The organism is Brevundimonas pondensis (assembly GCF_017487345.1).
Classification (GTDB): Bacteria; Pseudomonadota; Alphaproteobacteria; order Caulobacterales; family Caulobacteraceae; genus Brevundimonas; species Brevundimonas pondensis.
In genome coordinates, this window is record NZ_CP062006.1 from 1706465 (window position 1) to 1732712 (window position 26248).

Annotated in this window: 19 protein-coding genes; 3 read left to right on the forward strand and 16 right to left on the reverse strand. The window is 65.4% G+C overall.

Annotated elements, in window-relative coordinates; genetic code table 11:
* Window positions 1-40 precede the first annotated feature (40 nt).
* From IFE19_RS08475 to IFE19_RS08515, 9 genes are all read right to left on the reverse strand, one after another.
* Window positions 41-1009: a GAF domain-containing protein gene (locus IFE19_RS08475; RefSeq protein ID WP_207827196.1), complete on the reverse strand. Its 969-nt coding sequence runs from the start codon at window positions 1007-1009 to the stop codon at window positions 41-43.
* Between the two features lie 67 nt (window positions 1010-1076).
* The gene (locus IFE19_RS08480; RefSeq protein WP_207827198.1) at window positions 1077-2750 is read right to left on the reverse strand and encodes an alkaline phosphatase D family protein; all 1674 of its coding nucleotides are present in this window, start codon (window positions 2748-2750) and stop codon (window positions 1077-1079) included.
* An 11-nt stretch (window positions 2751-2761) separates the two neighbouring features.
* Window positions 2762-5269, reverse strand: coding sequence for a TonB-dependent receptor (locus IFE19_RS08485; protein WP_207827499.1), 2508 nt, complete (start codon window positions 5267-5269; stop codon window positions 2762-2764).
* Window positions 5270-5410: 141 nt separating this feature from the next.
* A complete protein-coding gene (locus tag IFE19_RS08490) occupies window positions 5411-6700 on the reverse strand; it encodes an efflux RND transporter periplasmic adaptor subunit (protein WP_207827200.1) in 1290 nt (429 codons plus the stop codon).
* Window positions 6676-8016 carry a TolC family protein gene (locus IFE19_RS08495; protein ID WP_225910464.1) on the reverse strand — a complete coding sequence of 447 codons (1341 nt, stop codon included), beginning with the start codon at window positions 8014-8016 and terminating at the stop codon, window positions 6676-6678. Before IFE19_RS08495 ends, IFE19_RS08490 begins: the two co-directional genes overlap by 25 nt.
* A gap of 139 nt (window positions 8017-8155) precedes the next feature.
* Entirely contained in the window at window positions 8156-9328 is a 1173-nt protein-coding gene (locus IFE19_RS08500) for an ABC transporter permease (protein ID WP_225910465.1), read from the reverse strand.
* 8 nt (window positions 9329-9336) lie between these two features.
* Window positions 9337-10017, reverse strand: a complete 681-nt coding sequence (locus IFE19_RS08505; protein WP_225910490.1) for an ABC transporter ATP-binding protein — start codon at window positions 10015-10017, stop codon at window positions 9337-9339.
* 101 nt (window positions 10018-10118) lie between these two features.
* Window positions 10119-10601, reverse strand: coding sequence for a protein activator of alkane oxidation PraB (locus IFE19_RS08510; protein WP_207827204.1), 483 nt, complete (start codon window positions 10599-10601; stop codon window positions 10119-10121).
* A gap of 205 nt (window positions 10602-10806) precedes the next feature.
* Window positions 10807-13791: a TonB-dependent receptor gene (locus tag IFE19_RS08515; protein WP_207827205.1), complete on the reverse strand. Its 2985-nt coding sequence runs from the start codon at window positions 13789-13791 to the stop codon at window positions 10807-10809.
* A gap of 246 nt (window positions 13792-14037) precedes the next feature.
* Here IFE19_RS08515 and IFE19_RS08520 point away from each other — a divergent pair, with 246 nt between their 5' ends.
* Both IFE19_RS08520 and IFE19_RS08525 read left to right on the forward strand, forming a co-directional pair.
* Complete coding sequence (locus IFE19_RS08520; protein ID WP_263972823.1) at window positions 14038-15681, forward strand: FAD-binding dehydrogenase; 1644 nt, start codon at window positions 14038-14040, stop codon at window positions 15679-15681.
* 23 nt (window positions 15682-15704) lie between these two features.
* Window positions 15705-16583, forward strand: a complete 879-nt coding sequence (locus IFE19_RS08525) for a bile acid:sodium symporter family protein (protein WP_207827207.1) — start codon at window positions 15705-15707, stop codon at window positions 16581-16583.
* A 3-nt stretch (window positions 16584-16586) separates the two neighbouring features.
* Here the strand turns inward: IFE19_RS08525 and IFE19_RS08530 are convergent, their stop codons facing one another.
* From IFE19_RS08530 to IFE19_RS08555, 6 genes are all read right to left on the reverse strand, one after another.
* Complete coding sequence (locus IFE19_RS08530) at window positions 16587-18320, reverse strand: AMP-binding protein (RefSeq protein ID WP_225910466.1); 1734 nt, start codon at window positions 18318-18320, stop codon at window positions 16587-16589.
* Window positions 18317-19603 (reverse strand): acetyl-CoA C-acetyltransferase, encoded by a 1287-nt coding sequence (locus tag IFE19_RS08535; RefSeq protein WP_207827208.1) that lies wholly within the window; start codon window positions 19601-19603, stop codon window positions 18317-18319. The genes IFE19_RS08530 and IFE19_RS08535 overlap by 4 nt, the downstream gene beginning before the upstream one ends.
* Window positions 19597-20478, reverse strand: a complete 882-nt coding sequence (locus IFE19_RS08540; RefSeq protein ID WP_207827209.1) for a MaoC family dehydratase — start codon at window positions 20476-20478, stop codon at window positions 19597-19599. Before IFE19_RS08540 ends, IFE19_RS08535 begins: the two co-directional genes overlap by 7 nt.
* Window positions 20475-21800, reverse strand: a complete 1326-nt coding sequence (locus IFE19_RS08545; protein WP_207827211.1) for a 3-oxoacyl-ACP reductase — start codon at window positions 21798-21800, stop codon at window positions 20475-20477. The genes IFE19_RS08540 and IFE19_RS08545 overlap by 4 nt, the downstream gene beginning before the upstream one ends.
* A complete protein-coding gene (locus IFE19_RS08550) occupies window positions 21800-24295 on the reverse strand; it encodes an acyl-CoA dehydrogenase (protein WP_207827213.1) in 2496 nt (831 codons plus the stop codon). Before IFE19_RS08550 ends, IFE19_RS08545 begins: the two co-directional genes overlap by 1 nt.
* A gap of 102 nt (window positions 24296-24397) precedes the next feature.
* Window positions 24398-25069: a Coq4 family protein gene (locus tag IFE19_RS08555; RefSeq protein ID WP_318780471.1), complete on the reverse strand. Its 672-nt coding sequence runs from the start codon at window positions 25067-25069 to the stop codon at window positions 24398-24400.
* 179 nt (window positions 25070-25248) lie between these two features.
* Here IFE19_RS08555 and IFE19_RS08560 point away from each other — a divergent pair, with 179 nt between their 5' ends.
* Window positions 25249-25863, forward strand: a complete 615-nt coding sequence (locus IFE19_RS08560; RefSeq protein ID WP_207827216.1) for a TetR/AcrR family transcriptional regulator — start codon at window positions 25249-25251, stop codon at window positions 25861-25863.
* A gap of 28 nt (window positions 25864-25891) precedes the next feature.
* Here the strand turns inward: IFE19_RS08560 and fdxA are convergent, their stop codons facing one another.
* Window positions 25892-26239 (reverse strand): ferredoxin FdxA, encoded by a 348-nt coding sequence (gene fdxA, locus IFE19_RS08565; protein ID WP_207827218.1) that lies wholly within the window; start codon window positions 26237-26239, stop codon window positions 25892-25894.
* Window positions 26240-26248 lie beyond the last annotated feature (9 nt).

Sequence of the window (26248 nt, forward strand, 5' to 3'; positions counted from 1 at the left end):
GAAATGGTGCGCCGCAAACCTGTCGCAGGATTGCGACAGGTCAGTGCAGGTCGATCAGGCCCAGACGGTGCAGCTTGCGGTGCAGGGTGGCGCGGCTGACGCCCAGCGCCCGCGCCGCCGCCGAGACATTGCCGCCGGAGCGCGCCAGAGCCCGGCGCACCGCCCCGCGCTCGGCTTCCAGCAGATCGAGCTCGGCCCCGCCCGGCGTCAGCAGGTCGGAGGCCAGCAATTGGCCAGCGATCCGCTCGTCCGTGATGGACAGGGACAGGCGCGCCGCCCGCGTAGCGCCGATGACTAGATCGTCGCGATCGACGGCCAGCAGGGCCGCCGCATTGCGCTCGCTGGCCCCGCCCGCCAGCACGATGCGCGCATCGGCAAAGGCCTGGCGGAAGCTCTGCGCCTCGATCGCCCGGGCCGCATCCGAAACGGCCGCCGAGATCAGCCCCAGGATCGCCTCAGTCGCATCGGCCCGGCAGGACGAGACATCCAGCGCCCCGGCCAGCCGCCCCAGGTGGTCATGGATGGGGTGGGTGATGCAGCTCAGCCCGGTGTTGCGGGCGTGGAAATGCTGTTCGCGATGGATGGTCACCGCACGATGCTCGGCCAGGGCCGTGCCGATGCCGTTGGTCCCCTCGACCGCCTCGGACCAGACGGCGCCGGGCCACAGACCCCAGCGATGGAAGGTGTCGTCGTCCGCCGCCGCACCGCGTCGCTCGACCGGCACGCCTTCGGCATTGGTCAGCAGGACGCAACACCCCACCCCGCCGACGGCCAGAAACAGCCGGTCCAGCACGCCTTCGGCCGCGCGCGTCATCGGCTCCATCGCCTGCCGCGCCTCGCGCAGCTGCTGTTCGGTGATGGTTTCGACCCGACCATGCTCGACGGGATCAAGGCCGTAGAGGGTCATCGACCGACGCCACGACGCGGCCAGAGCCGAACGCGCACCCGCGCCGTCATCCAGCGCCTGCCGGATCAGACTGCCATGATCGCTCCGCACCCGATCGCCCATGACTGGTCTCCAAGACTAATCCGCGACGCGATCTGACGCCCCACACGGCAGAAGGTCAATGCGACCTTTATCCGATCGCCTCGCTCACAAGGCCCGTACGTGAGACCTCGAAGCGCTTGCGGGTTCCCACCTCGAACGGCTTGGCGAAGATGGTCGAGACCTGCATCAACGCCGCCTCTGCCTTGTCCTCCGTCAAGGTCAGCATGATAAAGCCCTTTGCCGACTGGTCGCAGAAGACGACCTCGTCATTGGCCTGCATCAGGGCCGCGCCCAGTGGGAAGCCGCCGATTGCGTCGCCGATCGAGGGACTGGAGACGGCGCTGGTTCCGAACTCGACCGCGCGGCGGGCGCCGCTCGCGTCCTTCAATTCATTGACCCAGAAGGCGTGGCTGTCGCCCGCAAGGACGATGGGCTGGACCCCGGCCTCGGCGAAGGCGGCGTAGAGCCTCTCTCTTCCCGCAGGATAGCCGTCCCATGCGTCGAGGTTGAACGGCAGGCCCATCTTGAACAGGAACAAGGCCTGCTCGAACTGCTCGCGGAAAGCCTCGGGCACCCGGGCCATCAGGCCCTCGATCTGTTCCGGCGTCATAGTGCGCGACACATCGGGCCCGGCCACGCGAGCGGTCACGACCTGGTTGCCGAGCACCTGCCACGGACGACCGGCGGCCTTGGACGCCGATAGTTCGCGTGTCAGCCAGTCGCGCTGCTCCGGCCCCATAAGGTCGCGCGACGGGTCATTCAGTTTGGCGTGAAAGGCGTCGAGGTCCAGCACGGGTTCGCCGTCAGGCCCGTCCTTGGCCGTCAGATCCTTGCTGTAATCCAGGGCCTCAGTACGACCGGTCAACCGCGTCTCGACCATCATCAGGCTGGCCAGGTCGCCGAAGTGGAAGCTGCGATGGATCGCCTCCTTCAGCGCGCCAGGGGCCGCCTCGCGGATCGGCATCCACTCGTAATAGGCCTTCAGCGCCGCGGCCTTGCGCACGGCGAAGTCGCCTTCGCTCTCTGGCTGGTGGTTCTCGGCCCCGTGCAGCCAGGCGTCATTGGCTGTCTCATGGTCGTCCCAGACGCAGATGAAGGGCGCGCGGGCGTGGGCCGCCTTCAGGTCCGCGTCCGTCTTGTACTGGGCATGACGGGTCCGATAATCGGCCAGGGTCACGATCTCATGGCGCGGCTCGGGCAGACGGTTCAGAGCCGCGCCAGTCGCCATGCCGTAGGCGTCCGCCTCGGCCCCATATTCGTAGATGTAGTCGCCCAGATGAACCACGGCGTCCAGCGACGGCAGGGCCGCGATGGCCTCATAGGCGTTGAACAGGCCGCCGGGATAGAGCTGACACGACACGACCGCCAGATTGACCGGCGTCACGCCCTCGGCCGCCAGGGTGCGGGTGCGTCCGACCGGCGAGCGGGTCTCGCCGACGGCGAAGTCGTAGCGATAGTCGCGGCCGGGACGCAGACCCGCAGCGTCGATCTTGACCGTGTAATCGCGCTCCGGCCCCGTCTCGAACCGGCCTGAAGCCGCTACGGCTTCACCATCCAGCACACGCCAGTTCACGGACACCGGACCGTTGAAACCCGCATCCGGCGTCACGCGCGTCCACAGGATCACCCGGTCCGTTCCCGGATCGCCCGAAGCGACGCCATGAGCGAAGACGACTGCGGTCGTCTCCGCCGCAACCGGCGTCGCGCCGACGGCCGCCCCTGCCCCGAACAGCCCCAGCAGGCCGCGACGATTCATGGTCATGCGCCTGGTCCTCAGTAGCGGACGGTGAAGGCCACGCCGTAGCTGGCGGGGCGTCCGGCGATAAAGGTCGGCAGGCCGAGCGCATCGCCCGTATTGCCCGCGTCCTTGATGTATTCCTCGTCCAGCAGGTTGTCGCCGAAGGCCTCGACGCCCCAGTTCCCCGAGGCCGGGGCGTAGCGAACCCGCAGGTTCAGCAGACCATAGCTGTCCTGGTATTCGTCCTGGTTCAGGTCCGCGACGAAGTTCTGGGTCTGCAGGGCCGGGATGTCGTTATTGTCGTCAAAGAAGACCTTGGACTGCCAAGTGTAGCTAGGCTGGACCTCGACCGCGCCGCCCGCGACCGGCAGACGCCAAATCGCGCCGATCGAGGCCATGTGATCCGGCGACAGGCGGAAGCGATTGCCGTCATACAGACCCGCCTCGAAGCGCGAGTGGTTGTAGCCGTAGGTGCCGAACAGGTCGAAGTTCTCGGCGGCGGCCCAGAAGACCTGCCCCTCGAAGCCATAGGCGCTGGCCTCGCCAGCATTGGTGGTGATGAAGCGTGTGCCTTCCTGAACCGTGGTCTGGAAGTTCTCGTAGGCGTAGTGGAAGACCGCGCCGTCCAGACGCAGGCGACCGTCCATCAGCGCCGCCTTGGCGCCCACCTCGAAGCTGTCGACCGTCTCGGCCTCGATCACGTTGAAGGTCGGGGCGCCGAGCGGCGCGGCCGGACCGCTGACGCTCAGAACCTCGGGTCTGCGGCCCCGCGCATAGTTGGCGTAGAGGCTGGCGTCGTCAGACAGGGCGTAACGGGCCGTCAGACGCCATGTGAAGCCGTCGTCTTCATGGTCGCCATAGACGAAGTCTCCGTTGTTGGCGGTCGGCTGCGCCGTCAGGCCGAACAGCGGCAGGACCGAGGCCGGCAGGTTGACCGCGTTCGGATTGGCCAGGCCGCCCAGCAGCGCCGGCACCTGGGCTGGCGGCACGGCGCCCTGCAGCACCGCCAGCAGCCCGCCCGCGATGGAACGGCCGTTGGCGACCGAACTGGCGTAGCCCGTGGTCTTGTCGTCGCGCGTGTAGCGGACCCCGCCCGCGAACTCGAGGCGATCCGTGGCCTTGAAGGTCAGATCGGCGAACAGATCCCAGGAGGTCAGTTCGGCGCTGTTGATCGGGATCTCGATATGGGTCGACTTCAGGTTGCCCGCGATCGGCGCGGCCAGAGCCCCCGCTCCCAGCGGCGTCAGCGTCGCCTGCAGGAACTGGGTCGCCACGGTCGGATAGGCCGAGATGGGCAGGGTGTTGTGGCCGACCGCCGTGGGCGAGCCGTCCAGCAGTCCGGCCAGTTGGGCCAGAGCGATGCGCTCGTCGAACTGGGTCGGCGTGCGCTGATAGCCTTCCTCGCGGAACCAGCCGGCGCCGGCGAAGCCAGACAGGCGCCCGCCGTTGTCCCAGTTCAGGCGAAGCTCCTGGCTCCACTGCTCGCCATAGGCCTCTTCCGCCGCCGTCAGCAGCGGCAGCGACAGACCGTCGGCGTCAAAGGTTTCGTAGGAGTCGAACTGGCGATAGGCCGTGGTCGAGTTCAGCGACAGCGACGGCGTCAGGGTCCATTTCACCAGCCCCGTCACGCCCCAGACCTTGCGGTCCAGGCCCAAGCTCTTGCCGCCGTCGAAGGCAGCGCCCGGCGTCAGGGCCGCGCCTTCCCAGGGCGCGCGACCGCCCAGCACCGCACCCGTCGTCGGGTCGGCCGGATCATAGGCGATGGACTTGAACGAGGTGCCGGTGGCGGAGTCGGTCTGATAGTTGGCGATCAAGTCGGCGCGCAGGGTGTCGCTCGGCGTCCAGACGCCGGAAAGACGGAAGGCCTGGGTCTCGATACCATTGAAGTCCTCGCCGCCCAGCAAATTCTCGACCGAGCCGTCGCGTGTCTTCATCCGCGTGGCCAGACGCAGGGCGGCGTTATCGCCCACCGGAGCGTTCACGAAGCCCTCGGCCGAGCGATAGCCGTAGTCCCCGACCTCGGCCCGCATTTCGGCGTCGAACTGGCCCGGTCGGGCGCGGTTCTGCACCAGGTTGACCGCTCCGATCAGGGCGCCGCGACCGTACAGGGTCGACTGCGGCCCCTTGGCCACCTCGATCCGCTCCAGATCGAACAGTTCGACATAGGAGCCGCGCGACTTGGAGATCGACACGCCGTCCTGGAACACCGAGACGCGCGGCTCGGCCGTGGCTGCGCCCGAGTCAGAGGTGATGCCGCGCATGACAAAGCCCGGATTGTTCGGCGACTGGTTCTGCACCAGGAAGCCCGGCACGAAGGCTGACAGCTGCTCGAACTCCTGAACCCCCAGGTTCTCCAGGAACTGGCCGCTATAGGCCGTCAGCGCGAAGGGCACCTCGATCGGGTCCTGGGCGCGAAGTTGGGCGGTGACGATGATATCGTCCACTGTCGCTACATGTTCCTGCGCCTGGGCGGCTCCGCCCGCCGTCAGGCCCAGAATCGCCGCGCCCGCCAGCAGGCCAGCCTTGTTCGCCACGGATTTCATCATCGCATCCCCCTTTGAAGGTCGAGGGAGCCCTAGTCGGCGTCGATGTCGCGCAGACGACGGCAAAGCCAAGCCAGGGTGAAGGTGATGCGTCCTGGACAAGACGGCTTGTCCCTATGCGATGCATTTTGCAGCAGCGCTCTACGGGGCCTGAGGCGGAGCCACAGCCCAGACCACGGTCTCACCCGCACGGAGTCCTGACAGTATCTCCACGGCCGACGGCCCCACCTTGCCGATCGTCACCGCCCGGCGCTCGGACGCAGAACCCGATCTGGCTCGCACCAAGACATGTGCCTGTGGGGCTCCTCCCAGGACTGCCTGAGGCGGCACAGTTATCGCGTCTCGGTTCTCATAGGTCATGATAACGATGTTCGCCGTCATGCCGATCCTCACCTCACGTGCTGCAGGTTCTGACAGAGGGTCCAGCCGTATGCGCGCCTCGAACGTGGCCTTGCCACCGCCGGCTGCAGTTTCCGCCTCACCGCCAATACTGCTGACCATTCCGGCCAGGACGCTGCCTCCAAACCCCGGGCCGCTCACCATGGCTTTTTGCCCTGCCTTCACCAGGGCCAGGTCAGCCTCGTCCAGCTTGAAGATCACGTCCAGCCCGGTCGTACTGGCGATCACCCCCAATAGCTGCCCTTCCGCCACGCGAGCGCCGGCGTGGAGCGCACGCTGCTCAGCCGCTCCACCTTCGTCCGGACGAACCAGCACACCCGTCCCGGCCGCCCGTATGATGCCGCCCGAAACCCCCGTCGTTTCGACATACTGGTCATGAGCCATCTCGCGTTGCAGCAAGGCGATCCGCCTTTCTCCGTTCTGGCCTCGGGCTATCGCCCGCTTCAGGTCGTCACGCGCCGCCACAAGTGCGGCCTGTCGCTGTCTTCGTTGCTGCATCAGGGCGTCATGCTCACTCCGGGGCACCAAGCCTCTGTCAAGAAGAGACCGGGTTTCGTCCAACTTGGACTGCGTGTCGCTCAGGTCCGCCTCTGCGGCCTCCACGGCGCGCTCCGCGCGTGACACTTCCGGTCCCTGTTCCCAATTCCTCATTCTTTCTGAGTCGGATTCAGCCCTGAGCAGAGCGATCTCAGCTTGCGCACGACCCCGTCTCGCGTCGCCGAAGTTCAGTTCGATCAGGGGCTGTCCCGCTTCCACACGATCCCCGTAGGCGACGCGTAGTCTTTCAACCCTCGCGTCAAAGGGAGCGGTTACGTCGAACCTTTCGCCCGGAACAATACGACCGGCGAAGTTGGAAAAAAGGACAAATGGCGCGCGAGCAACCACCATACTCTGCTCGGTCGCGGGCCCGGCATCCGCTCCACCCTTGCGCGTCAAACCCAACGCGAACAAGCCGATCACAATCACCGTCAATCCGGCGAATAGAAGTCGTCTTCCGGATCTAGATCCTAGTCGTTCAAAGAAATGCGCCATGTCTCAAGCGTGCTCCCGATCTGCTGATCCAGCGCTGTCAAGGTGTTCAAATAGGCGATCCGCGCCGACAACTCCTGAATGTCTGCCGCACGCAGATCGGATTGAAACGACAGGACTTCAAAGTTCGAGGCGCGCCCCACGCGCAACTTCTCTTGCTGCAAAGACAAGGCCTGTTCAGCCAGGTCACGAGCTCGTCGCGCGGCCTCCAGCTGGCGCCAGGCGCTATCCGCCGTTTGCACGGCGTCACGAATCTGGGCTTCGGCAGCCGCCGTCAGGTCTTCGTAGTAGAGTTCGGCGGTTCGCAAGCTCGTGGTCGCGGCAAGGTCAGCCCTGCGGGGGGAATAGTCACCGATAGGAATATCCAGCCGCAGACCGATGGCGTGTTCCGTACGCCCATCCAGCACGCCCGGCCCCCAATCGCCTCCCAGACGATTGAGCGACCCTACGATTGAAATATCCCACAGGCGACTGTTGCGCGTCACAATCGATGCCTGCCTCATCTGCTCGATTGACTTGCGCTGCGCCAGGATGTCGGCGCGGGCCTGCAAGGCCAGATCGATGGCGAGTTCCAGATCGACATCCACCCGTTGCGCCGCAACATCATCCGTCGCCACAACATTGGTTCGCGGGTCCAGGGCCAGCAAGCGCATCAAGGCTACCTGAGCCGTCGCCCGGCGACGTTGCGCGTCCAGCAGCGCGACTTCCTGGTTCGCCACTCCCGACTCCGTCTGCACTATGTCAGCCGCCGCCATGCGACCAGCCTCCACCAGCATCCTGTTCGTGGCCAACAAGGCACGAGTTCTTTCAAGCGACAATTCAGCCAGGCGCACCTGTTCCTGTGCCTGGATCAAGGAGCGGTAAGCAAACACGACCGCCGTCACCGTGTCGGAAACGGTCGCCTTGAGCCGCAGCCGATTGATGTCTTCCTGCAGACGCGCAATGCGCACTGGCGCCATGTTCACGTCCCAACCAGCGCCCTTGAGCAAGGGCTGACGCAATTGGATCGAGAGATTTTCCCTTGCGCCGCCAGTTCCACCGTCAATGGTTTCGCGACGATCCCAGACGAAACTCGCCGATGCGCCTAGCGGGGACCGCCAGCGTCCGCTGGGCGAAACAGACATTTCGACGTCAATGTCGCCGTTGCCATCACGACGACGCACTACCTCTGTCGCAACGTTGCCTACAGGCACGAAAGCGCGTTCAGCGACGTGAAGATCGAAGCGTTCAACAGCGCGTTGCAGATAGGCCGCGCGGATCGTGCGGTTCTGTCGCAAACCTAGAGCCACCGCCTCTTCCAGGCTCACCCCCAGGGACATGCCGCCTGGCACTGGAGCGGCGACAGGCGACGGCACGCCGGCTATCCCTCGCGGAACCATGTCCAGACGCGGTAGGGCCGAGGCGTCGCGTGCACTCGCCAAAACCGCCATGAAAGCCAGAACCGCAGACAATACCGCCCTAATCCGCACGTAGCGCCTCAATCGGTTGAATACGCGATGCCGCGATCGCCGGGTACAATCCGAAAATCAGGCCCACGACGGCGGCCATGCCTGGCCCCAGCGGCAGGATCCACAAGGCCACGACGAACTCCCAGCCGGAAGCCTTCGCGACGACAGCGGTCGCCGCCAGGCCTAACAGGGCGCCGAGAAGCCCGCCCCCCAGTGACAGCACCATGCCTTCGATCAGGAACATCAGACGAATGTCCATCGGCGTCGCGCCCATAGCCGAGCGCAGTCCGATCTCACGGCGCCGCTCCATGACGGTCATCAGCATGACGTTCATCACGCCTATGCCGCCCACAAGCAGCGAAATCCCTCCGATCGCCGTCAGAAGGCGCGAATGTACGGCGGCCTGCGTCTTCATGGCCCGGATCATGGCGCGCGCGTCGCGCGCCTGAACCCCGAGACCGGGACGGGTCAATCGCGCGACGAGGCTTTGGCCCACCTTTTCGGGATCAGCATCCAGCCGCAGTCGGACCAAGGCGGCTGTCGCATCCGGTCCGGCCATCACGCGTCTGGAGCAGGCCAACGGCATGACGACAGCCTGATTATAGTCAACGGGACTCAGAGCCTCCATCGGTGTCGGCCCAAGCACCCCCACGACGGTAAACCCGTACCCGCCCACCATGATAAGGGCGCCTGGCGCCATCGCCTGACCAGGCGTCGACAACTGGTTCGCCAGTTGCTCTCCGACCAGTACGGCCGAGCCGCAGTCGTCGATGTCCCCGAGCAAACGCCCGCGGACCACATGCAAACCGGCGACCTTCGCCATTGCCGGCGGCGTTGCCGCGACCATGGCCTCGACATGACTTGCCCCGAAACGCACCAATGTTCGCGTCGTGGCCAGGGGAGTGATCTGCAGCACGCCTGGTTCAGCGGCGCCTGCAAGCTCCAGTTGCTCAAGATCCAGCCCCAACAACGCCGGCCCTGCCGGCTGCGCTTGCAACTGCAGCATGTCGACGCCGGTTTGCCGAAAGCGCTTCAGAGTCTCCTCCTGCGCCATATGACCCAGGTTCAGAAGGGCGACGATGGCTGCTGATCCGATTACCACGCCCAACAGCGCCAGGAGGGAGCGCACCCCCTGCCCGCTCAGGTTTCTCGCCGCTTCGGCAAACAGATCGGAAAGCCTCACGCCCCTCTTCACGCGCTCGCCTCGTCCTGGGGCACGACGCGTCCATCACGAATCTCGATCATGACGTCACAAGTCTCCGCGAGCGACATGTCGTGCGTGACCATGATCACGGTCGTGCCCTGGCGGCGATTCAGATCGCGCAAGAGCTCCATGACAGCGCCCCCTGAAGCTGTATCGAGGCTCCCCGTAGGCTCATCCGCCAATATCAAACCGGGATCGCAAGCCAACGCCCGCGCCACCGCCACGCGCTGGCATTGCCCCCCGGATAATTCAGGCGGGCGATGCTCGACGCGCCCGGCAAGACCTACGCTCGCCAGCAAGTCCAGCGCACGTCTGCGTCGCTCGATGCGAGGCACGCCCGCGTGCAGCATCGGCAAGGCGACATTCTCCCATGCAGTCAGGCGCGGAAGCAGCTGAAAGGACTGAAAGACAAACCCGATCAAACGGCCACGTAGATGCGCCGCCTCCGTTGAATCCCGAAAAGCCACGTGTTGGCCACCCAGATGCACCTCCCCTCCATCGGGCCTGTCCAGAAGACCGATGAGGTTCAGCAAGGTGCTTTTTCCGGATCCTGACGGACCAACGATCGCGGCAAAACTCCCGGTCGGGATATTCAGCGACACCTCATGAAGAACCGGCGTTCGGGACGAACCTGCGCCATAAGCTTTCGAAACTCCGCACAAAGTCACGGCCGCTGAACCTGCCTGAAAGCGAGAAACGCCGGAGGCCCGCGGGCCCCCGGCGAAGTCAGGTATGGAGAGGTCGTATTGCGACCGCGCCATGAACCGTCTCAGGACACCGTCAACGACGGCGAACTGTTCAGGATTCCGGTAATCGTGCAGTTGTTCGGCGAACCGGGGATCACCGACCCGGCAAAGCTGACGCTGCTCGGCGTGCCATTGGTCCAGTTGGTGGTGATGGTGCCGTTGCAGCTACCCAGGATCGAGCTGGCGCCGATGCCGGTAATGGTGATCGACGATCCGCCGTTGGGAGTGATGACCCAGTCGAAGCCCGAGGGGTTCACCAGGAAGCCGCACTGCCAGTCCGGACCCGGGCTGAAGCTGCCCGAGGTGATCCGGGCCGACTTGCCGTCCGACGCCACGACGCCGGACAGCGAAACATTGCATTTCACGGTGGTCGACTGCTGGAGCGTCAGATTGCCGCTCAGCGTGAACGACGCACCAGCCGGGCTGATCGACTGAGCCGCGGCGGGACCGGCCAGGCCAGCGACGGCCAGAACGGCGGCGGACAGAATAGAAGCACTCTTCAACATCTTATCTTCCTCCCATTGCAACCTCTCATTGAGGCTGAGCTGATGCAACTATCAAAAGTTAGGAGAGTCAAATTGAATTATTTAAATAATTCAATTGGATAGCAAGATAAACCAGCAGCGCCGCCCAACCCTTTCGGGAGGGGCGGTGAGCGTGCCGTCATCCGGTTTTGGTCGCGGACGACGGCCCGTTTCGGATTCGCTGGCGCTAGAAGCGCTTGGAAACGCTGAACGCCACGAGCCGCGGGTCCAGAGTGAAAACATTGGTGGTCAGGCCGGTGTCGTCGCTGTTGGTGAAGGCATCGGTGATCGGCGTCTTGTCGAACAGGTTCTTGACGTATGCCTGGAACACCAGACCATCATCAGAGCGCTCCAGCGTCACCGACAGGTTGGCGTTGTCCCATGACCTCAGACGGTCGTACTCAGTGTTGTAAACACGCGCATAGCTGCTGCCCTGGTAGTAGTAGTCGCCACGGATTGTGAGATCCCAATCCCCCAGGAAGAAGGTGTACTGAGCCCCGATATTCGCGGTCCAGTTCGGCGAATTGGGCAGTTCATTGCCGCTTAGATCGGCTTCGAACCCTCGCCCCCCGTTGGGGGCTTCGGTCAATGGATCATAGGTGAAACCAAAGAGCCGCCAGAAGGGAACGCTGGATGTGTAGTTGGGATCAAAGGTTCCGGTTCTCAAAGAACCGCCGCAGAGAGCCTGCAAAGCCCCTGTCTTAAGATTGTCCGGGAAGGGCCGCGAAAGAATGGTTTGCACATGCTTTGTCGGCGCGACGCAATTGGACGGTACCTGCAGCCAGGGCCGCAAAACCATCCAGTCAGCATTGCCCTGGGTACGGTTCATGACGTCGATTGAACCTTCACCGTCTCCGATCCGGGTCTTCAGATAGCCGAGGTTGGCGTCGATGCGGAGATTGCGCGTGGGCTGGAACACCGTCTCGAGCTCCAGTCCCATGCTGCGAGCATCAAAGTTCTCATTCAGGGAGATACGATCGACGATCTGCGACACCTGATAATCGGTGTAGTCATAGTAGAAGGCCGTCGCGTTCAGACGGACCTTGCCGTCATAGAGCGAGTTCTTCATCCCGATTTCAAAGGCGTTGACGTATTCCGGCTCAAAGGTCTCGGCCAACGGCTGGTACTGGATAACCTGAGGGTTGATATCGACCCGCGGCGGATTGGCGCCGCCGCCCTTGTAGCCGCGTGCGTACGACGCATAAACCAGGGTGTCGTCGGTGAACGGCGTCACCGGCTTCCAGTCCAATACCAACCGTCCCGTCACCGCGTCCCATCGCTGATCGATATCGGGCAACGCGGGATAGCCACGGCTGACATAGCCGCCCGAGGAGGGGCCGGGATTGCCGCGGTCGGCGCCAAGCAGCAGTTGGCTTGGATAGGGCGTGCTGACCTTGCGGTCGTCAGTGTAACGCAGACCGGCCGTCAGGCGCATGTCCGGCGAGATGTCCCAATAGGCCTCACCGAATATGGCCCACGAACGCGTATGGATGACGTTCTTGCTGCGGAAATAGTTGTGACCGTCACCTGCAAGCTTATCGATCGACGTCGGATCGACATACACACATTCCTTGGTCGCCTGCGGCGTGCACAGAAGCTTTTGCCGCCCCTGATTGGACGGAAGTCCAACAGCATTATTGTAATAATATTCAGCCAGGAATGTAAAAAGGTTGTTGAAAACGTAATAATCGTCTTGAGATTTGAAATCCAGATAGTTGGCGCCAATACTGAAGTTGAAACGTCCCTCAAAATCGGACTGCAGGCGCAACTCCTGCGACCATTGCCGGTTGTCCGAACGGCTCAGATCGACCGACACCATTCGGTTCGACGTGCCCAGTTGCGGGTCGGTGTAGTAGCCGCCAGGCAAGGCTGAGGGGCCGATAATCGGCTGCCTCAGGGAATCGAATAGCCCATCCGTGCTGTTGAAGATCGGATTCGAAACGAACCGATTGTAATCCTGAGAGGAATAGTAGTTGTCCTCCGAATAGGCCGTTTGCGAAATCAGCTTCAGCTGATCGCTGATGTCGAACTCCATGTTGAACTGGACGACATCATTCTTCACCCTGAAAACAGGGTCGTAGCTGGTCGCAATTTCTCGCAGGTTTCGCGACTGGGTCAGTCCTGCATAGGGGTCGGTGCCCAGAGGCACAGCCTGAACGGGCACACCTTGCGCATTATCTCCGAAAGACAGCGACGCCAGGAAGACATGAGCGAAGGCCCCGCCGTTTGGCACGCCGTAGGCGGCATCGCTATACAGGGATCCGGGAAGACACCCCTGGCTCAGGCGGTTCTGTATCACCGACGAGGTGATATTGACCGTGCCAACCCGACTTGGGCCCGGATCGGTAGTGCATAGTTGCTTGCCCGTTCGGGAACGCTGGTCGTCTTCCTCGAAATGCTCCCAAATCAGATTGGTGCGGAAGCGATCATTCGGTTCCCACGCCGCAGAAAAGCGGGTCGACCACATATCGCGGTCGTTGACCTTGGTGTCGTTGAAGCTGTTGTAGTCAAATCCGTCACGCTTGGTCGAAGAGCCCGCCAGGCGCACGCCAAACGATTCCGTGATCGGCAGGTTGACCATGGCCGACATGCGCCGGCTATTGTAATTTCCGACTTCGCCCTTGACCACGCCTTCGAAAACATCGTCCGGAAGCCTCGGGATCATGTTGACGACGCCGCCGGTCGCATTGCGACCGTAAAGCGTGCCCTGGGGTCCGCGAAGGACCTCGACCCGTTGAACGTCCAGATATTCCTGCTCGAACAGGCGATTGCGGATCAGGGGGCTGTTGTTGAAGCTCACCGCCACCGCAGGGTCGCTGCTGGCTGAAATCGCTTTGGTCCCGATCCCGCGGATCGAGAAATTATACATGCTGAAGTTCGCCTTGGAAAAGGTCACGTTCGGTATGGCCCGAACCAGCTCCGACCCGCCCTCGATCTTGAGCGCATCCAGGTTCTCGGCCGAAAAAGCCGAAACGGCGATCGGCACGTCCTGAATCGATTCCTCACGCTTCTGCGCCGTGACGATGATGTCATCCACAGCCGTCGCCTGATCAGCGCCCTGCGGCGACGACTGTCCGCCCGCTTGAGCCCAGGCGGACCCGGAAGCCAACAACAAGGTTGCGGCAGACACGGTAACGCCCAGGCGCGCACGAACACTGGCTGATAAAGCCATGGATTACCCTCCCCTGAAGCGGCTCGCGTCCCCCGACGCGATCGCCTGATCGTTTCCAATCCGCCTGATGAGTTCCGTTCGGCGGGGCGGATCCGCCGTCGGTTGAAGCCACGATCATGACTATTCACTCGTCTGTCAATACATATTGACAATCATGTCGGCTAGGGAAACGCTTCTTTTCCACAACGATCATCATGGTGCGATCAGGCGAAAATGGATGCAGATGTTATTGTCGTGGGGGCAGGCTTGGCCGGGCTTGTCGCCACGCATGAACTGACCCGGAGGGGGCGAAGAGTTGCGCTGGTTGATCAGGAAAACCCGGCCAATCTCGGCGGCCAGGCCTTCTGGTCGTTCGGCGGTTTGTTTCTGGTGGATTCTCCTGAACAAAGGCGACTGAACCTATCCGACAGCTTCGACCTCGCGTGGCGCGACTGGCAGGGCAGCGCCGGATGGGACCGGCTGGAGGGGCGGCTGGCCGAGGACGAATGGGCGGTGCGATGGGCCCGCGCCTATGTCGAATTCGCTGCGGGCGAAAAGCGATCCTGGCTGAAACAGCATGGCATCAGCCTGACTCCCATGGTCGGTTGGGCCGAGCGGGGCGCCGGACAAGCGTTCGGCCATGGCAATTCCGTCCCGCGCTTTCACGTCGCCTGGGGCACGGGGACGGGCGTATCAGAGCCGTTCGCCTCCCGCGCGCGGGAGGCTGCTGAAAGCGCGCGATTGACCTTCCACCACCGTCACCGCGTCGATCACCTGTTGGTCGAAGGCGGACGCATCGCGGGGGTGTCGGGCGCAGTCCTGGCGCCGGACCCGGCGCCGCGCGGCGCGCCCTCGAACCGCGACGTGATCGGGAGCTTCACCCTCAGGGCGCAGGCCGTCGTCCTCGCCTCGGGCGGCATCGGCGGCGACCATGACAAGGTGCGGCGCTTCTGGCCCGAGCGACTGGGTTCGCCGCCGAGGTCGATGATCACCGGCGTGCCCGCCTATGTCGATGGGCGGTTGCTGGACATCGCTGGCGAGGCCGGGGCGCGGCTCGTGAACCGCGACCGCATGTGGCACTACGTCGAGGGGGTGCAGAATTGGGCTCCCGTCTGGCCCCAACACGCCATCCGCATCCTGCCCGGCCCGTCGCCCCTGTGGCTGGACGCTCTGGGACGGCAACTGCCCGCCCCCGCCCTGCCGGGCCACGACACCATGGCCACGCTGAAGCACCTGCGGACGACGCCGGATCTGGCCGGGCACGACCACTCCTGGTTCATCGTCAGCCAGAAAATCCTGGAGAAGGAGTTCGCCCTGTCGGGGTCCGAGCAGAACCTCGACATCACCGAACGCAACCTGCTGAAGGTCCTGATGTCGCGTCTGGGCAAGGGCGCGCCGCCCGCGGTGGACGCTTTCAAGCACAAGGGCGCGGACTTCGTCTTCGCCGACGATCTGGAGACCCTGGTCGCCAGAATGAACAGCCTGACCGAACGCCCCCTGCTGGACCCAGCCCTGGTCCGTCAGCAGATCGAAGATCGCGACGCCCAGATGGACAATCCCTATTCCAAGGATTTCCAGATCATGAGCATCCACAACAGCCGCCGCTACCTGGGCGACAAGCTCGCGCGCACGGCGACGCCGCACCGGCTGCTGGACCCCAGGGCCGGGCCGCTGATCGGAGTCAGGCTGCACGTCCTGACACGCAAGTCGCTGGGCGGGCTTCAGACCGATCTGTCGAGTCAGGTGCTGAAGGCCGACGGCACACCGTTCGAGGGACTATACGCCGCAGGCGAGGCTGCGGGCTTCGGCGGCGGCGGATTGCATGGTTACAATGCGCTGGAAGGCACCTTCCTGGGCGGGTGTATCTTCTCGGGCCGGGCGGCGGGGCGCGCTCTCGCCGGTCAGGTCTGAGGTTTCTCGGGGGAGGAAAGACCATGGATTCACCTCTGGCCATGATCGGTCTGCCGGTCGCGTTGGGCGTCATCATGTTCGGGCTGGGGCTGGACCTGACGCCCGGCGACTTCGCCCGCATCGGCAAGCGCCCCAAGGCGGTCGCCATCGCCTTGATCTGTCAGCTGCTGCTCCTGCCCGCCATCTGTTTCGGCCTGGTGCTGCTGTTCCGCCTGCCGCCGGTTCTGGCGGTCGGGATGATGCTGCTGGCGGCCTCGCCTGGCGGCACCACGGCCAATCTCTACAGCCACCTTTTCCGTGGCGACGTGGCTTTGAACATCAGCCTGACGGCGATCAATTCGGTCATCGCGGTCCTGACCTTGCCGGTGATCGTCAACCTATCGATCGCCTGGTTCCAGCCGGGCGACATGACGGTGGGGCTGCAACTCAAGAAGACCATCGAGGTCTTCATGATCGTCCTGGCCCCTGTCTGTCTGGGCATGCTTGTGCGTGGCTTCAAGCCCGGCTTCGCCCACGCCATGGACAGGCCGGTGCGATTGGCCTCGGTCATTATCCTGACCCTGGTGATCGCAGGCGCGGTCGTGTCCAACTTCGCTGTGCTGAAGAACGACTTCATCGCCCTGGCCGGCATTGTCGTCAGCTTCTGCGTCCTCAGCCTGGGCATAGGCTTCGTCGTGCCGCGCCTCTTCCGCATCAACCGTGAACAGTCGATCGCCAGCGCCTTCGAGGTCGGTCTGCACAACGCCACCCTGGCCATCGTCATCGCCCAGTCGGTGCTGATGGTCCCCGACATGTCATTGCCCGCCGCGGTTTATGGCATGCTGATGTTCCCCCTGGCGGCGGTCTTCGGCCTGCTGATCACACGCATGCGCTCACCGCAGGCGACGCCGAAAACCGCCTAAACCTCAGCGCAGTTCGCGCCGCAGCACCTTGCCGACCGGCGTCTTGGGTAGGGGCTCAGTTCTGAACTCGACCAGACGCGGCGTCTTGTAAGCCGTCAGCTGCGCCCGGCAGTGGGCGATCAGCATCTCAGCCGTCAGCTCGGGCGAGCGCGGCACGACGACGATCTTGATCTTCTCGCCCTGGACCGGATCGGGCACGCCGACGGCGGCCACCTCCTCAACCAGCGGGTGCGACGCCACCACGTCCTCGATCTCGCCCGGATAGACGTTGAAGCCCGAGACCAGGATCATGTCCTTGATCCGGTCCACCAGCCGCACCCGGCCATTGGCCTGCATCACCCCGACGTCGCCCGTGGCCAGCCAGCCGTCCGCCGAAATGGCCTTGGCCGTCTCGTCCGGCCTCTGCCAGTAGCCCAACATGACCTGAGGCCCGCGCACGCACAGCTCGCCTGGCTCGTCGATCCCCGCCCAGCTGCCGTCGTCGCGGCGCATCCGCACCTCGGTCGAGGGCACCGGCAAGCCGACCGTGCCGTCAAAGCCCATGGTCTCGGGGTTGGCCAGATCGACCCGCCCGATGCAGACCACCGGCGAGGTCTCCGTCAGGCCGTAGCCGTCGACAAGCGGCGCGCCCGTCACCGCCTCCCATTCCTCGGCCACCACCTTCTGCGTCGCCATGCCCCCGGCGATGGTCAGCTTCAGGTCCGAGAAGTCGCGATTGCGGAACGCCTCGGTCTTCAGCAGGCTGGAAAACAGGGTGTTCAGCCCCGTCATGCCGACGAAACGCTCCTTGCGCAGGATCCATTCCACCCGCTTGGCGTCGCGCGGATTGGCGATCAGGATGTTGCGCCCCCCCGCCCCGGTGAACATCATCAGGTTCGCCGTCAGGGAGAAGATATGATAGAGCGGCAGCATGGTGACGTTGCCGATCACCTCGCCCTGATCGATCTGATCCAGCACCCAGGCGCGGCCCTGCAGCGTATTGGCCAGGATGTTGCGGTGGGTCAGCATGGCCCCCTTGGTCACCCCCGACGTGCCCCCGGTGTATTGCAGGAAGGCGATGTCCTCAGGCTTCGTCTCGACCGGCTTCAGCGTCAGGCGCCGCGCCCGCCGCATCATCGGCTTCCAGCGATGCGCGCCCGGCAGGCGGTAAGCCGGAACCAGCTTCTGCACATGGCGCATCATGGCACTGACGGCGACGCCCTTCAGGCCCGGCATCATGTCGCCCATCGACGTGACGACGACGTGGCGGACCTGCGTCCCCTCGCGCGCCTGCTCCAGCGTCCTGGCGAACATGTCCATCACCACGATGGCCACCGCGCCGCTGTCCTTCAGCTGATGCTGCAGCTCACGCGGCGTGTAGAGCGGGTTGACGTTGACCACCACGGCGCCGGCGAACAGGACCCCGAACAGGGCCGTCGGATATTGCAGGCTGTTGGGCATCATCAGCGCCACCCGGTCGCCGGGCAGGACGCCGATGGATTGCAGCCAGGCCCCGAAGGCCTTGGCCGCCGTCAGCACCTGGCCATAGGTCAGGGCAGTGCCCAGGCTGACATAGCCGGGCCGTTCGGCGAAGCGGCGCGAGTCCGCCTCGAACATCTGCTGCACCGAGGTCCAGCGCGCCAGTTCGTCGTCGATCCGCGCCGGCACGCCCGCGCGATAATGGGCGGTCCAGAACCGCTCGGCCCACAGCCGGTCCGCCTCGGCTGAAGCGGCGCTTTCGACGGCCAGATCGGTCATTTTTCCACCACCGCCACCACGCCCTGACCGCCCGCCGCGCAGATCGAGATCAGGCCGCGCCCGCCGCCGCGCCGGTCAATCATGGTCGCCAGATTGGCCAGGATGCGCCCGCCGGTCGCCGCGAACGGATGTCCCGCCGCCAGCGAACCGCCATTGACGTTCAGCTTGCTCATGTCGATGGCCCCCGGCGCCCGATCCAGCCCCAGACGGGTGCGAGCGTAGTCCTCATCCTGCCACGCCTTCAGCGTGCACAAAACCTGAGCCGCAAAGGCCTCGTGGATTTCATAAAGGTCGAACTCCTGAAGCGTCAGACCCAGCTTGGCCAGCATGCGCGGCACGGCATAGGCGGGCGCCATCAGCAGCCCCTCGTCGCCCTTCACAAAGTCCACCGCCGCCGTCTCGCCAGTGCGCAGGTAAGCCAGCACCGGCAGGCCGCGCGCCTTCGCCCAGTCCTCGCTGGCCAGCAGCACGGTCGAGGCGCCGTCGGTCAGGGGCGTGGAATTGGCCGCCGTCAGCGTGCCGTTGGCGCGGTCGAACACCGGCTTCATCGTCGCCAGTCTGGCCGGGTCGATGTCGGGTCTCAGATTGTTGTCGCGCTCCAGCCCCCGGAAGGGCGTGACCAGATCGTCGAACAGCCCGGCCTCCCAGGCGGCGGCGGCGTTGCGGTGGCTGGCCACGGCCAAGGCGTCCTGATCCTCGCGCGGAATGGCCCAGCGCTTGGCCATCTGCTCGCAGCTCTCGCCCATCGACAGGCCGGTGCGCGGCTCGGCGTTGCGCGGCGGCTCGGGCTTGAAGGGGGCAGTCAGACCGGCGCCCAGAAGGGCCTTGATGCGCCCGCCGGTGGTCTTCTCACGGTTGGCCGCCAACAGGGCCTTGCGGAACTTCTCGTTCAATCCGATCGGCGCATCCGAGGTGGTGTCCACCCCGCCGGCGATGCCGACCTCGATCTGGCCCAGGGCGATCTTGTTGGCCACCAGAATGGCCGCCTCCAGCCCCGTGCCGCAGGCCTGACTGACGTCATAGGTCGGGGTGTCGTGACCGATGGTGGTGTCCAACAGGCTCTCGCGCGTCAGGGCGATGTCGCGCGACAGCTTCAACACCGCCCCCGCCGCCACCTCGCCCAGCCGCAGCCCGTGCAGGTTGTAACGGTCAGCCAGACCTTGCAGCGCCGCCGTCAGCATCTCCTGATTGGAGGCTTCCGCATAGGCGGTGTTGGACCGCGCGAAGGGAATGCGGTTGCCGCCCAGAATGGCGACCCGGCGCGGGGCGGAAGCGGTCAGCATGCAACAGAATCCTCAGGCGAAAGGGTCAACCGACCCCGCAGATGGGCGCGGGCGGCGGCAGCGTCGCGCACCTCGAAATCACGGCTTGTTCCGGCCGAGCCCACATAGAGCCCCGCCTGTCCCGGCAGGAACAGCGGCGCGCGGAAGGCGACCTCGACCTCGGCGGCGTCCAGCGGCGCCAACGGCGACAGGGCGGCGACGGCTCGCGCCTTGGTCCACATGCCGTGGGCGATGGCGCGGCGGAAGCCGAACAGCCGCGCCCCCATAGCCGAGGTGTGGATCGGATTGGCGTCGCCCGAAACCCGCGCATAGCGACGGCCCAGATCGGCCGGAAGGGTCCAGGCCTCGACCAGCCGGTCAGCCTCGTCGCCCGCCAGCACCGGGGCCGGATCGCCCTGACCGGGACGCCCCAGCCGCAGATAGACGCTCGTTCCCTCCCACGCTGTCGCGCCGTCGCGCGTCGCCGTGGTCTCCAGCGTGAAGGCCTGCCCCTTGTCGTGGGCAAGGAACCGCCCCGCCTTCGCCGTCAGCGTCAGCCGATCGCCGATATTCAGCCGCGCGTACTGGCGGATGCGGTTATGCAGATGCACCAACCCCATGGCCGGATAGGGAAAGTCCGCTCCCAGCATCAACCGCATCTGCAGCGGAAAGGCCAGGATGTGCGGCGCGGTGATCGGCACGCCCTGTTCCGAGGCGAAGCCGCACAACCGGGCGCAGGCGCTCACGGCCTCGGCCTCCAGCCCGACCTCGCGCTGCAAGACGCGCTGCGGCAGAACCGCCTCACCGCCCTTGGCCCGCACCATGCCCCGCAGCGCCCCGCCGACCACCGCCGCCCCCGACAGGGGCGCGTCGAAACGCTCGATCGCCGCCGTCATGCGCCCAGCAGGCTCTGGCCGCAGACCCGCACCACCTGGCCGTTGACCCCGCCCGAGGCCGGATCGGCCAGCCAGGCGATCGTCTCGGCCACATCGGCCGGATGACCGCCCTGCCCCATGCTGTTCATGCGCCGCCCGGCCTCACGGATGGCGAAGGGAATGGCGGCGGTCATCTGGGTCTCGATGAAGCCGGGCGCCACGGCGTTGATGGTGATCCCCTGCTCCACCAGCTGCGGCGCCAACCGCCGCACCGCCCCGATCCAGGCGGCCTTCGACAGGGCGTAGTTGCTCTGCCCCATGTTGCCGGCGATGCCGCTCAGCGAGGAAACGGCGACGATCCGCCCGTTGGGACGTCGCCCCCCGCCCTCGACCAGGGTCCGCGTGATGGCCAGGGGCGCCGTCAGGTTGACCGCCATGACGCTGTCCCACTCGCGCGGCTCCATGCGGGCGATGGTACGGTCGAGGGTGATGCCCGCATTATGGATCACCACGTCGTAGCCCCCACGCGCCAGAGCATCGGCCAGCAGGCTCTCGGCGGCGTCCGGCGCCGTGATGTCCAGCGCCAAGGTCTCGACGCCCAGCCCGGCCTTCAGGGCTGACAGCCCTTCCACCGCTCCCGCCACGTCCAGAGCGACGACCTGCGCCCCCTCGGCGACGAACAGGCGGGTGATGGCCTCGCCTATGCCGCGCGAGGCGCCGGTGACCAGAACGCGTCGTCCCTTGTGACCCGCCTGATCGACGCCGGCCACGCCGGCGCCCACGCGGATCGGCTGGCCCGAGACATAGGCCGACCGCGGCGACAGCAGGAATTCCAGCGTGCTTTCGGCAGCGCCTTCCGCCCCCGGCGCGATATAGAGCATGTGGACGGCGATGCTGCGTCGCGCCTCCTTGGCCAGAGAGCGGACAAAGCCTTCCAAGCCTCGCTGGATCGCCTCGCCCCCTACGTCGGCCATCAGCTCAGGCGGCGTGCCGATCACCAGGATGCGGCCATGCTCGGCCACCGAACGGATGGCCTGATGGAAGAAGCGATAGAGCCCCTGGGCCGAGGCCGCGTCGACGCAGTTCGAGGCGTCGAACACCAGCCCGCCATAGCGCACGTCGGGGGACCACGCGGCGTGGGTCTTCTGACCCGCCGCCCCGGCCAGCCGTCCGAGGATCGCCGCCAACCGCCCATTCCCGTCCGGCCCCAACAGCAAAGGCCCGACCAGCCCCGCCCCCGCCTCGGCGCGACGTTGCAAAGGCGCCGGGCGTGGCAGGCCCAGGGCCCCCGTCAGCCAGCCGCCGACGCCCGAGTTGGCGAAGTCCAGATACCGGTCGCTCATCAGGCCGCCTTCTTCGTCGTCTTGCGGGGCGCGGCTTCCGCCGCCTGTCGCTGCTCCAGCCCGGCGGCCATGTCGAAGTCCGGCGCGAAGTCATCGACCTGGATTGCCTGATCGGCATAGGCGGCGAAGCGGGCGATCAGGGCGCGCTCCTCGGCGTCGATCAGGCCCAGGTCCTCGGCCTGGATCGCCCAGGCGTTCAGCAGGGTCAGGTTCTGCGGCGCGCGGGCGATGCGGCCCGCACGAATGGCGTCCTTCAGCCGCCGCTCGACGGCCTCGACCTGCGGATAGAGGTCAAAGGCGACGATGGTGGCGGCGATGGGATCGACCTCGATCCGCGCCGTCCACGACCCGGCGGTCAGGCGGTCGCGCGCCGGGCCGTGCGTCTGGATCAGACCGGCGACGGCGGCGGCGCAAGCGTCATCCGGCGCGGGCGTCCGCAGCCCGAACGGCGCCCCGACCAGTTTCAGGAACAGGGCCGCGCCCCGGCTCGGGTGGTTGGCCAGCAGGTCGCGCCACGCCGTCCCGGCGCGCGCCAGGGCGTCCTGGGCCGCCCAGTGGACAAAGGGCAGGTCCTCGGCCGGACGGCCCTCGTCCTCGAACCGCTTCAGCACGCTGGACAGGATGAAGAGCTGGGACAGGATGTCGCCCATCCGCCCGGTCATGGCCCCCTTGCGCTTCAAGGCGCCGCCGACCGTGGCCATCGACAGGTCCGACGCCAGCGCCAGCAGGGTCGAAAGGCGAGTGGCCGCGCGGAAATAGCGCCTCAGCTGCGGCTCCGCCCCCGACGGCGCGGCGATCAGCAGACCGCCCGTCAGGCTGAACGTCAGGGCCCGCGCCATGTTGCGGAACAGGAAGCCGACATAGCCGAACAGGGCCGCGTCAAAGGTCTTCAGCTCGCCGTCGCCCGCCGACCGCATCAGGGTCAGGACATAGGGATGGCAGCGGATGGCGCCCTGACCATAGATGATCAGGGTGCGGGTCATGATGTTGGCGCCCTCGACGGTGATGGCGACCGGAATCTGCTGATAGGCGCGGGCCAGGAAGTTGCCCGGCCCCATGCAGACGCCCTTGCCGCCGACGACGTCCATGCCGTCATTGATGATGATGCGGGCGCGCTCGGTGACGTGATATTTGGCGATGGCCGAGACGACCGAAGGCTTCTCGCCCTGGTCCAGCGCCGCCGCCGCCAGACGCCGCACCGAGTCCGAGGCGTAGAGATGGCCCGCCATCCGGGCCAAAGCCTCCTGCACGCCTTCAAAGGCCCCGATGGGCTGGTTGAACTGGCGACGGATGGCGACGTAGGCCCCGACCATGCCAACGGCCAGCTTGGACATGCCGACATTGGACGACGGCAGGGAGATGGCCCGGCCCGCGGCCAGACATTCCATCAGCATCCGCCAGCCGTTACCGACCTGCTCGCGCCCGCCGATGACCATCTCCATCGGCACGAAGACGTCGTCGCCGCTGGTCGGGCCGTTCTGGAAGACGGCGTTCAGCGGCCAGTGGCGGCGTCCGATATTGACCCCCGGATGGTCGCGCGGGATCAGGACGCAGGTGATGCCCGGCTCGGCCTCATCGCCCAGCAGGCCGTCGGGATCGGCAGCTCGGAAGGCCAGGCCCAACACCGTCGCGACCGGCGCCAGGGTGATGTAGCGCTTGCGCCAGCTGATGCGGAAGCCGAGCGTCTCCTGCCCGTTCCACATCGCCTTGCAGACCACGCCCGTGTCGGTGATCGAGGCGGCGTCAGACCCGGCGTAAGGGTTGGTCAGGGCGAAGCAGGGAATTTCCTCGCCGCGCGCCAGACGCGGCAGATAGTGGTTCTTCTGGTCTTCGGCGCCGTAGTGCAGCAGCAGCTCCGCGGGGCCCAGCGAGTTGGGCACCATGACCGAGACCGCCGCCGCCGAGCAGCGTGTCGACAGCTTCTGGATCACCTGGCTGTGACCATAGGCCGAGAAGCCCAGACCGCCGTAGGCCTTGGGAATGATCATCCCCAGGAAGCCCTTGTCCTTGGCGTAGGCCCAGGCCTCGGGCGACAAGTCCTGCCAGACCGAGGTGGTCTCCCAGTCGTTGGCCAGGTCGCACAGATGCTCGGCCTCGTTGTCGAGGAAGCTCTGCTCCTCGGCGGTCAGCCTCGGCGCCGGCGTGGCCAGCAACCGCTTCCAGTCGGGCTTGCCCGCGAACAGTTCGGCGTCCCACCAGACATTGCCCGCCTCGACCGCCGCCTGTTCGGTCGGGCTCATCTTCGGCATGATCTGACGGAAACCCGCCATGGCCGGACGTGACAGGATGGCGCGGCGCAGCGGCGTCAGGGTCAGCAGCAGGAGTACCGGCGCGACGACCACGGTCATGATCGCCGCCATCGTCGGCGGGACTGCTTCCAGAACCCAGGCCGCTGCGATCCAGGCAAAGACGGCCACGGTCCACACTGCCATTCGCGCCTGCATGAGGGTCAGAAAGAAGGCCCCCAGGGCCAGTGCGCCAATCAAGATCAGCATAAGGTTGAATTTCCCCGTCGCCGGGCGCAATCGCGACCCGCTTCATTGAGCTCCAGAGCCCGGACATTCAGAAAAGCTTGCGGCCCCGACAGCCGCGCCGACCTACCCCTTGCCGCCGTGATAGGCGTTGCAGAGCGATGGGGGCACGCGCTGGTAGATGACAGGGGTCGCAATCCCGAGCCGACGCCGGGCCTCTACCAGCGGCTCCGCCAAAAGCTGCTCATAGTCTTCGCCGGGTAACCAGGCTGCTCGTCGACCATCCCGCCACGCTTTCAAAACCGCGCGTGCACATGGGTAGCCCGTACGCGCCCGCATGAACTGAAGGGCTATCCCGGTAGCGATCAGGCCAAAGCCGGCGCTGCGGGTTTGCGGCAAGGAGAAGGCCACAAGACACGCCTCTCCCAGAGCGTCTGCACGATAGCCGGTAAGCACATGCCAGATGTCATGGACGTCCCGCAGCCTCCGCGCATACCAGGCGCGAGGATGCGCAGCCTCGATCTCGCTGTCAGTCACCTTGCGACTTTCATCCGCCAGGCCGTAGGCGGAGAAATCCTCCGCATCAATAAAGGCCAGATAGGCGGCCCCTACCGATCCTGGCGCGAACTGCGCCAACCAGACGCGATCCTGAAGGTGGTCAGCCAACTCGACCCGACGATAAGCCTGAACTCCCCCCTCAGGCGTTGTGAGCATACGTGCATAGCCCCAGTCCGGCGAGCGGCCTGAAAGGGCGTTCATGATCTCGAACACCTGCTCCGTGTCGTCCTTGTCAGCCACCAGTCGCCGCATCGCGCGCAAGGCACGTCCAGGCTGCAGGCGAGATGATGTTGAACGCGTCGGGTTCCGATCAGACAATGCGCCCGACTGCGCAGGGATCGCAAAGGCGACTGACACTTGCGGGTTCCTCCACGGAAGCCTAGAACGACACGCTATCTACATTAGTGTCATTTACAATCATGTCAATTACAAAGCTCGACAAACCGCGCCGACGCCGTCGGTCGCCCGAAGAAGCGCGAAAGGAAGCTGTTGTTTCTGCGCGTGCGCTGCTTTTGTCGGGCGGGCCGGATGCGGTGACGCTGTCCGCCGTGGCGGCAGACATCGGGGTAACCCATGCCAATCTCATCCATCACTTCGGATCGGCCGCAGGACTTCAGTCGGCGCTGATGGGTTCCATGGTGGCGGACCTTAATCAGGCGCTCGACGCCGCCGTGGCGCGATTGCGTACCGATGACGGCGCGCCGCTTGAATTGGTCAACGCCGTGTTCGACGCCTTTGCAGAAGGAGGCGCCGGAAGACTGGCGGCATGGATTGCACTGTCAGGCGACCTTTCTCATCTGGAACCGGTTCGGACGGCGGTACGCGATCTCGTTGAGGCTATTTGCGACAAGATGGGTGACGACGGCCAGGCCCGGGAACGGATCGGCTCCGCCGTACTCTTCATCGCCCTGAGTGCGTTTGGCGAGGCGTTGATCGGACCTCCGCTGAGAAACATGCTGGATCAGCCCGATGACGCCGGTCGCAGGGTCGTGGCGAACCTGCTGCCTACCTTCCTGGCGCGCGGCTCAAGATAGTTCCTGCCCTCGCCCCAGCAGTCGATCATCATGTCAAAGACCGGGAAGCTGGCTCGGGGCTGAAATACTTCTCGAACTTGCCGGCCTGAGTCTCATAGTCTGCACGATCGGCGGGCGGCTCGCCCTTGACCGTGATGTTGGGCCAGACCTTGGCGTAGTCGGCGTTGATGGTCAGCCACTTGCCGTCCGGCGTGTCCTCGGTGTCCGCCACGATGGCATCGACCGGGCATTCCGGTTCACACACGCCGCAATCGATGCAGTCGTCGGGCGATATGACGAGGAAGTTCTCGCCCTCGTAGAAGCAGTCCACGGGGCAGACCTCGACGCAGTCCATGAACTTGCACTTCACGCAGGCGTCGGTGACGAGATAGGTCACGTTGGAGTT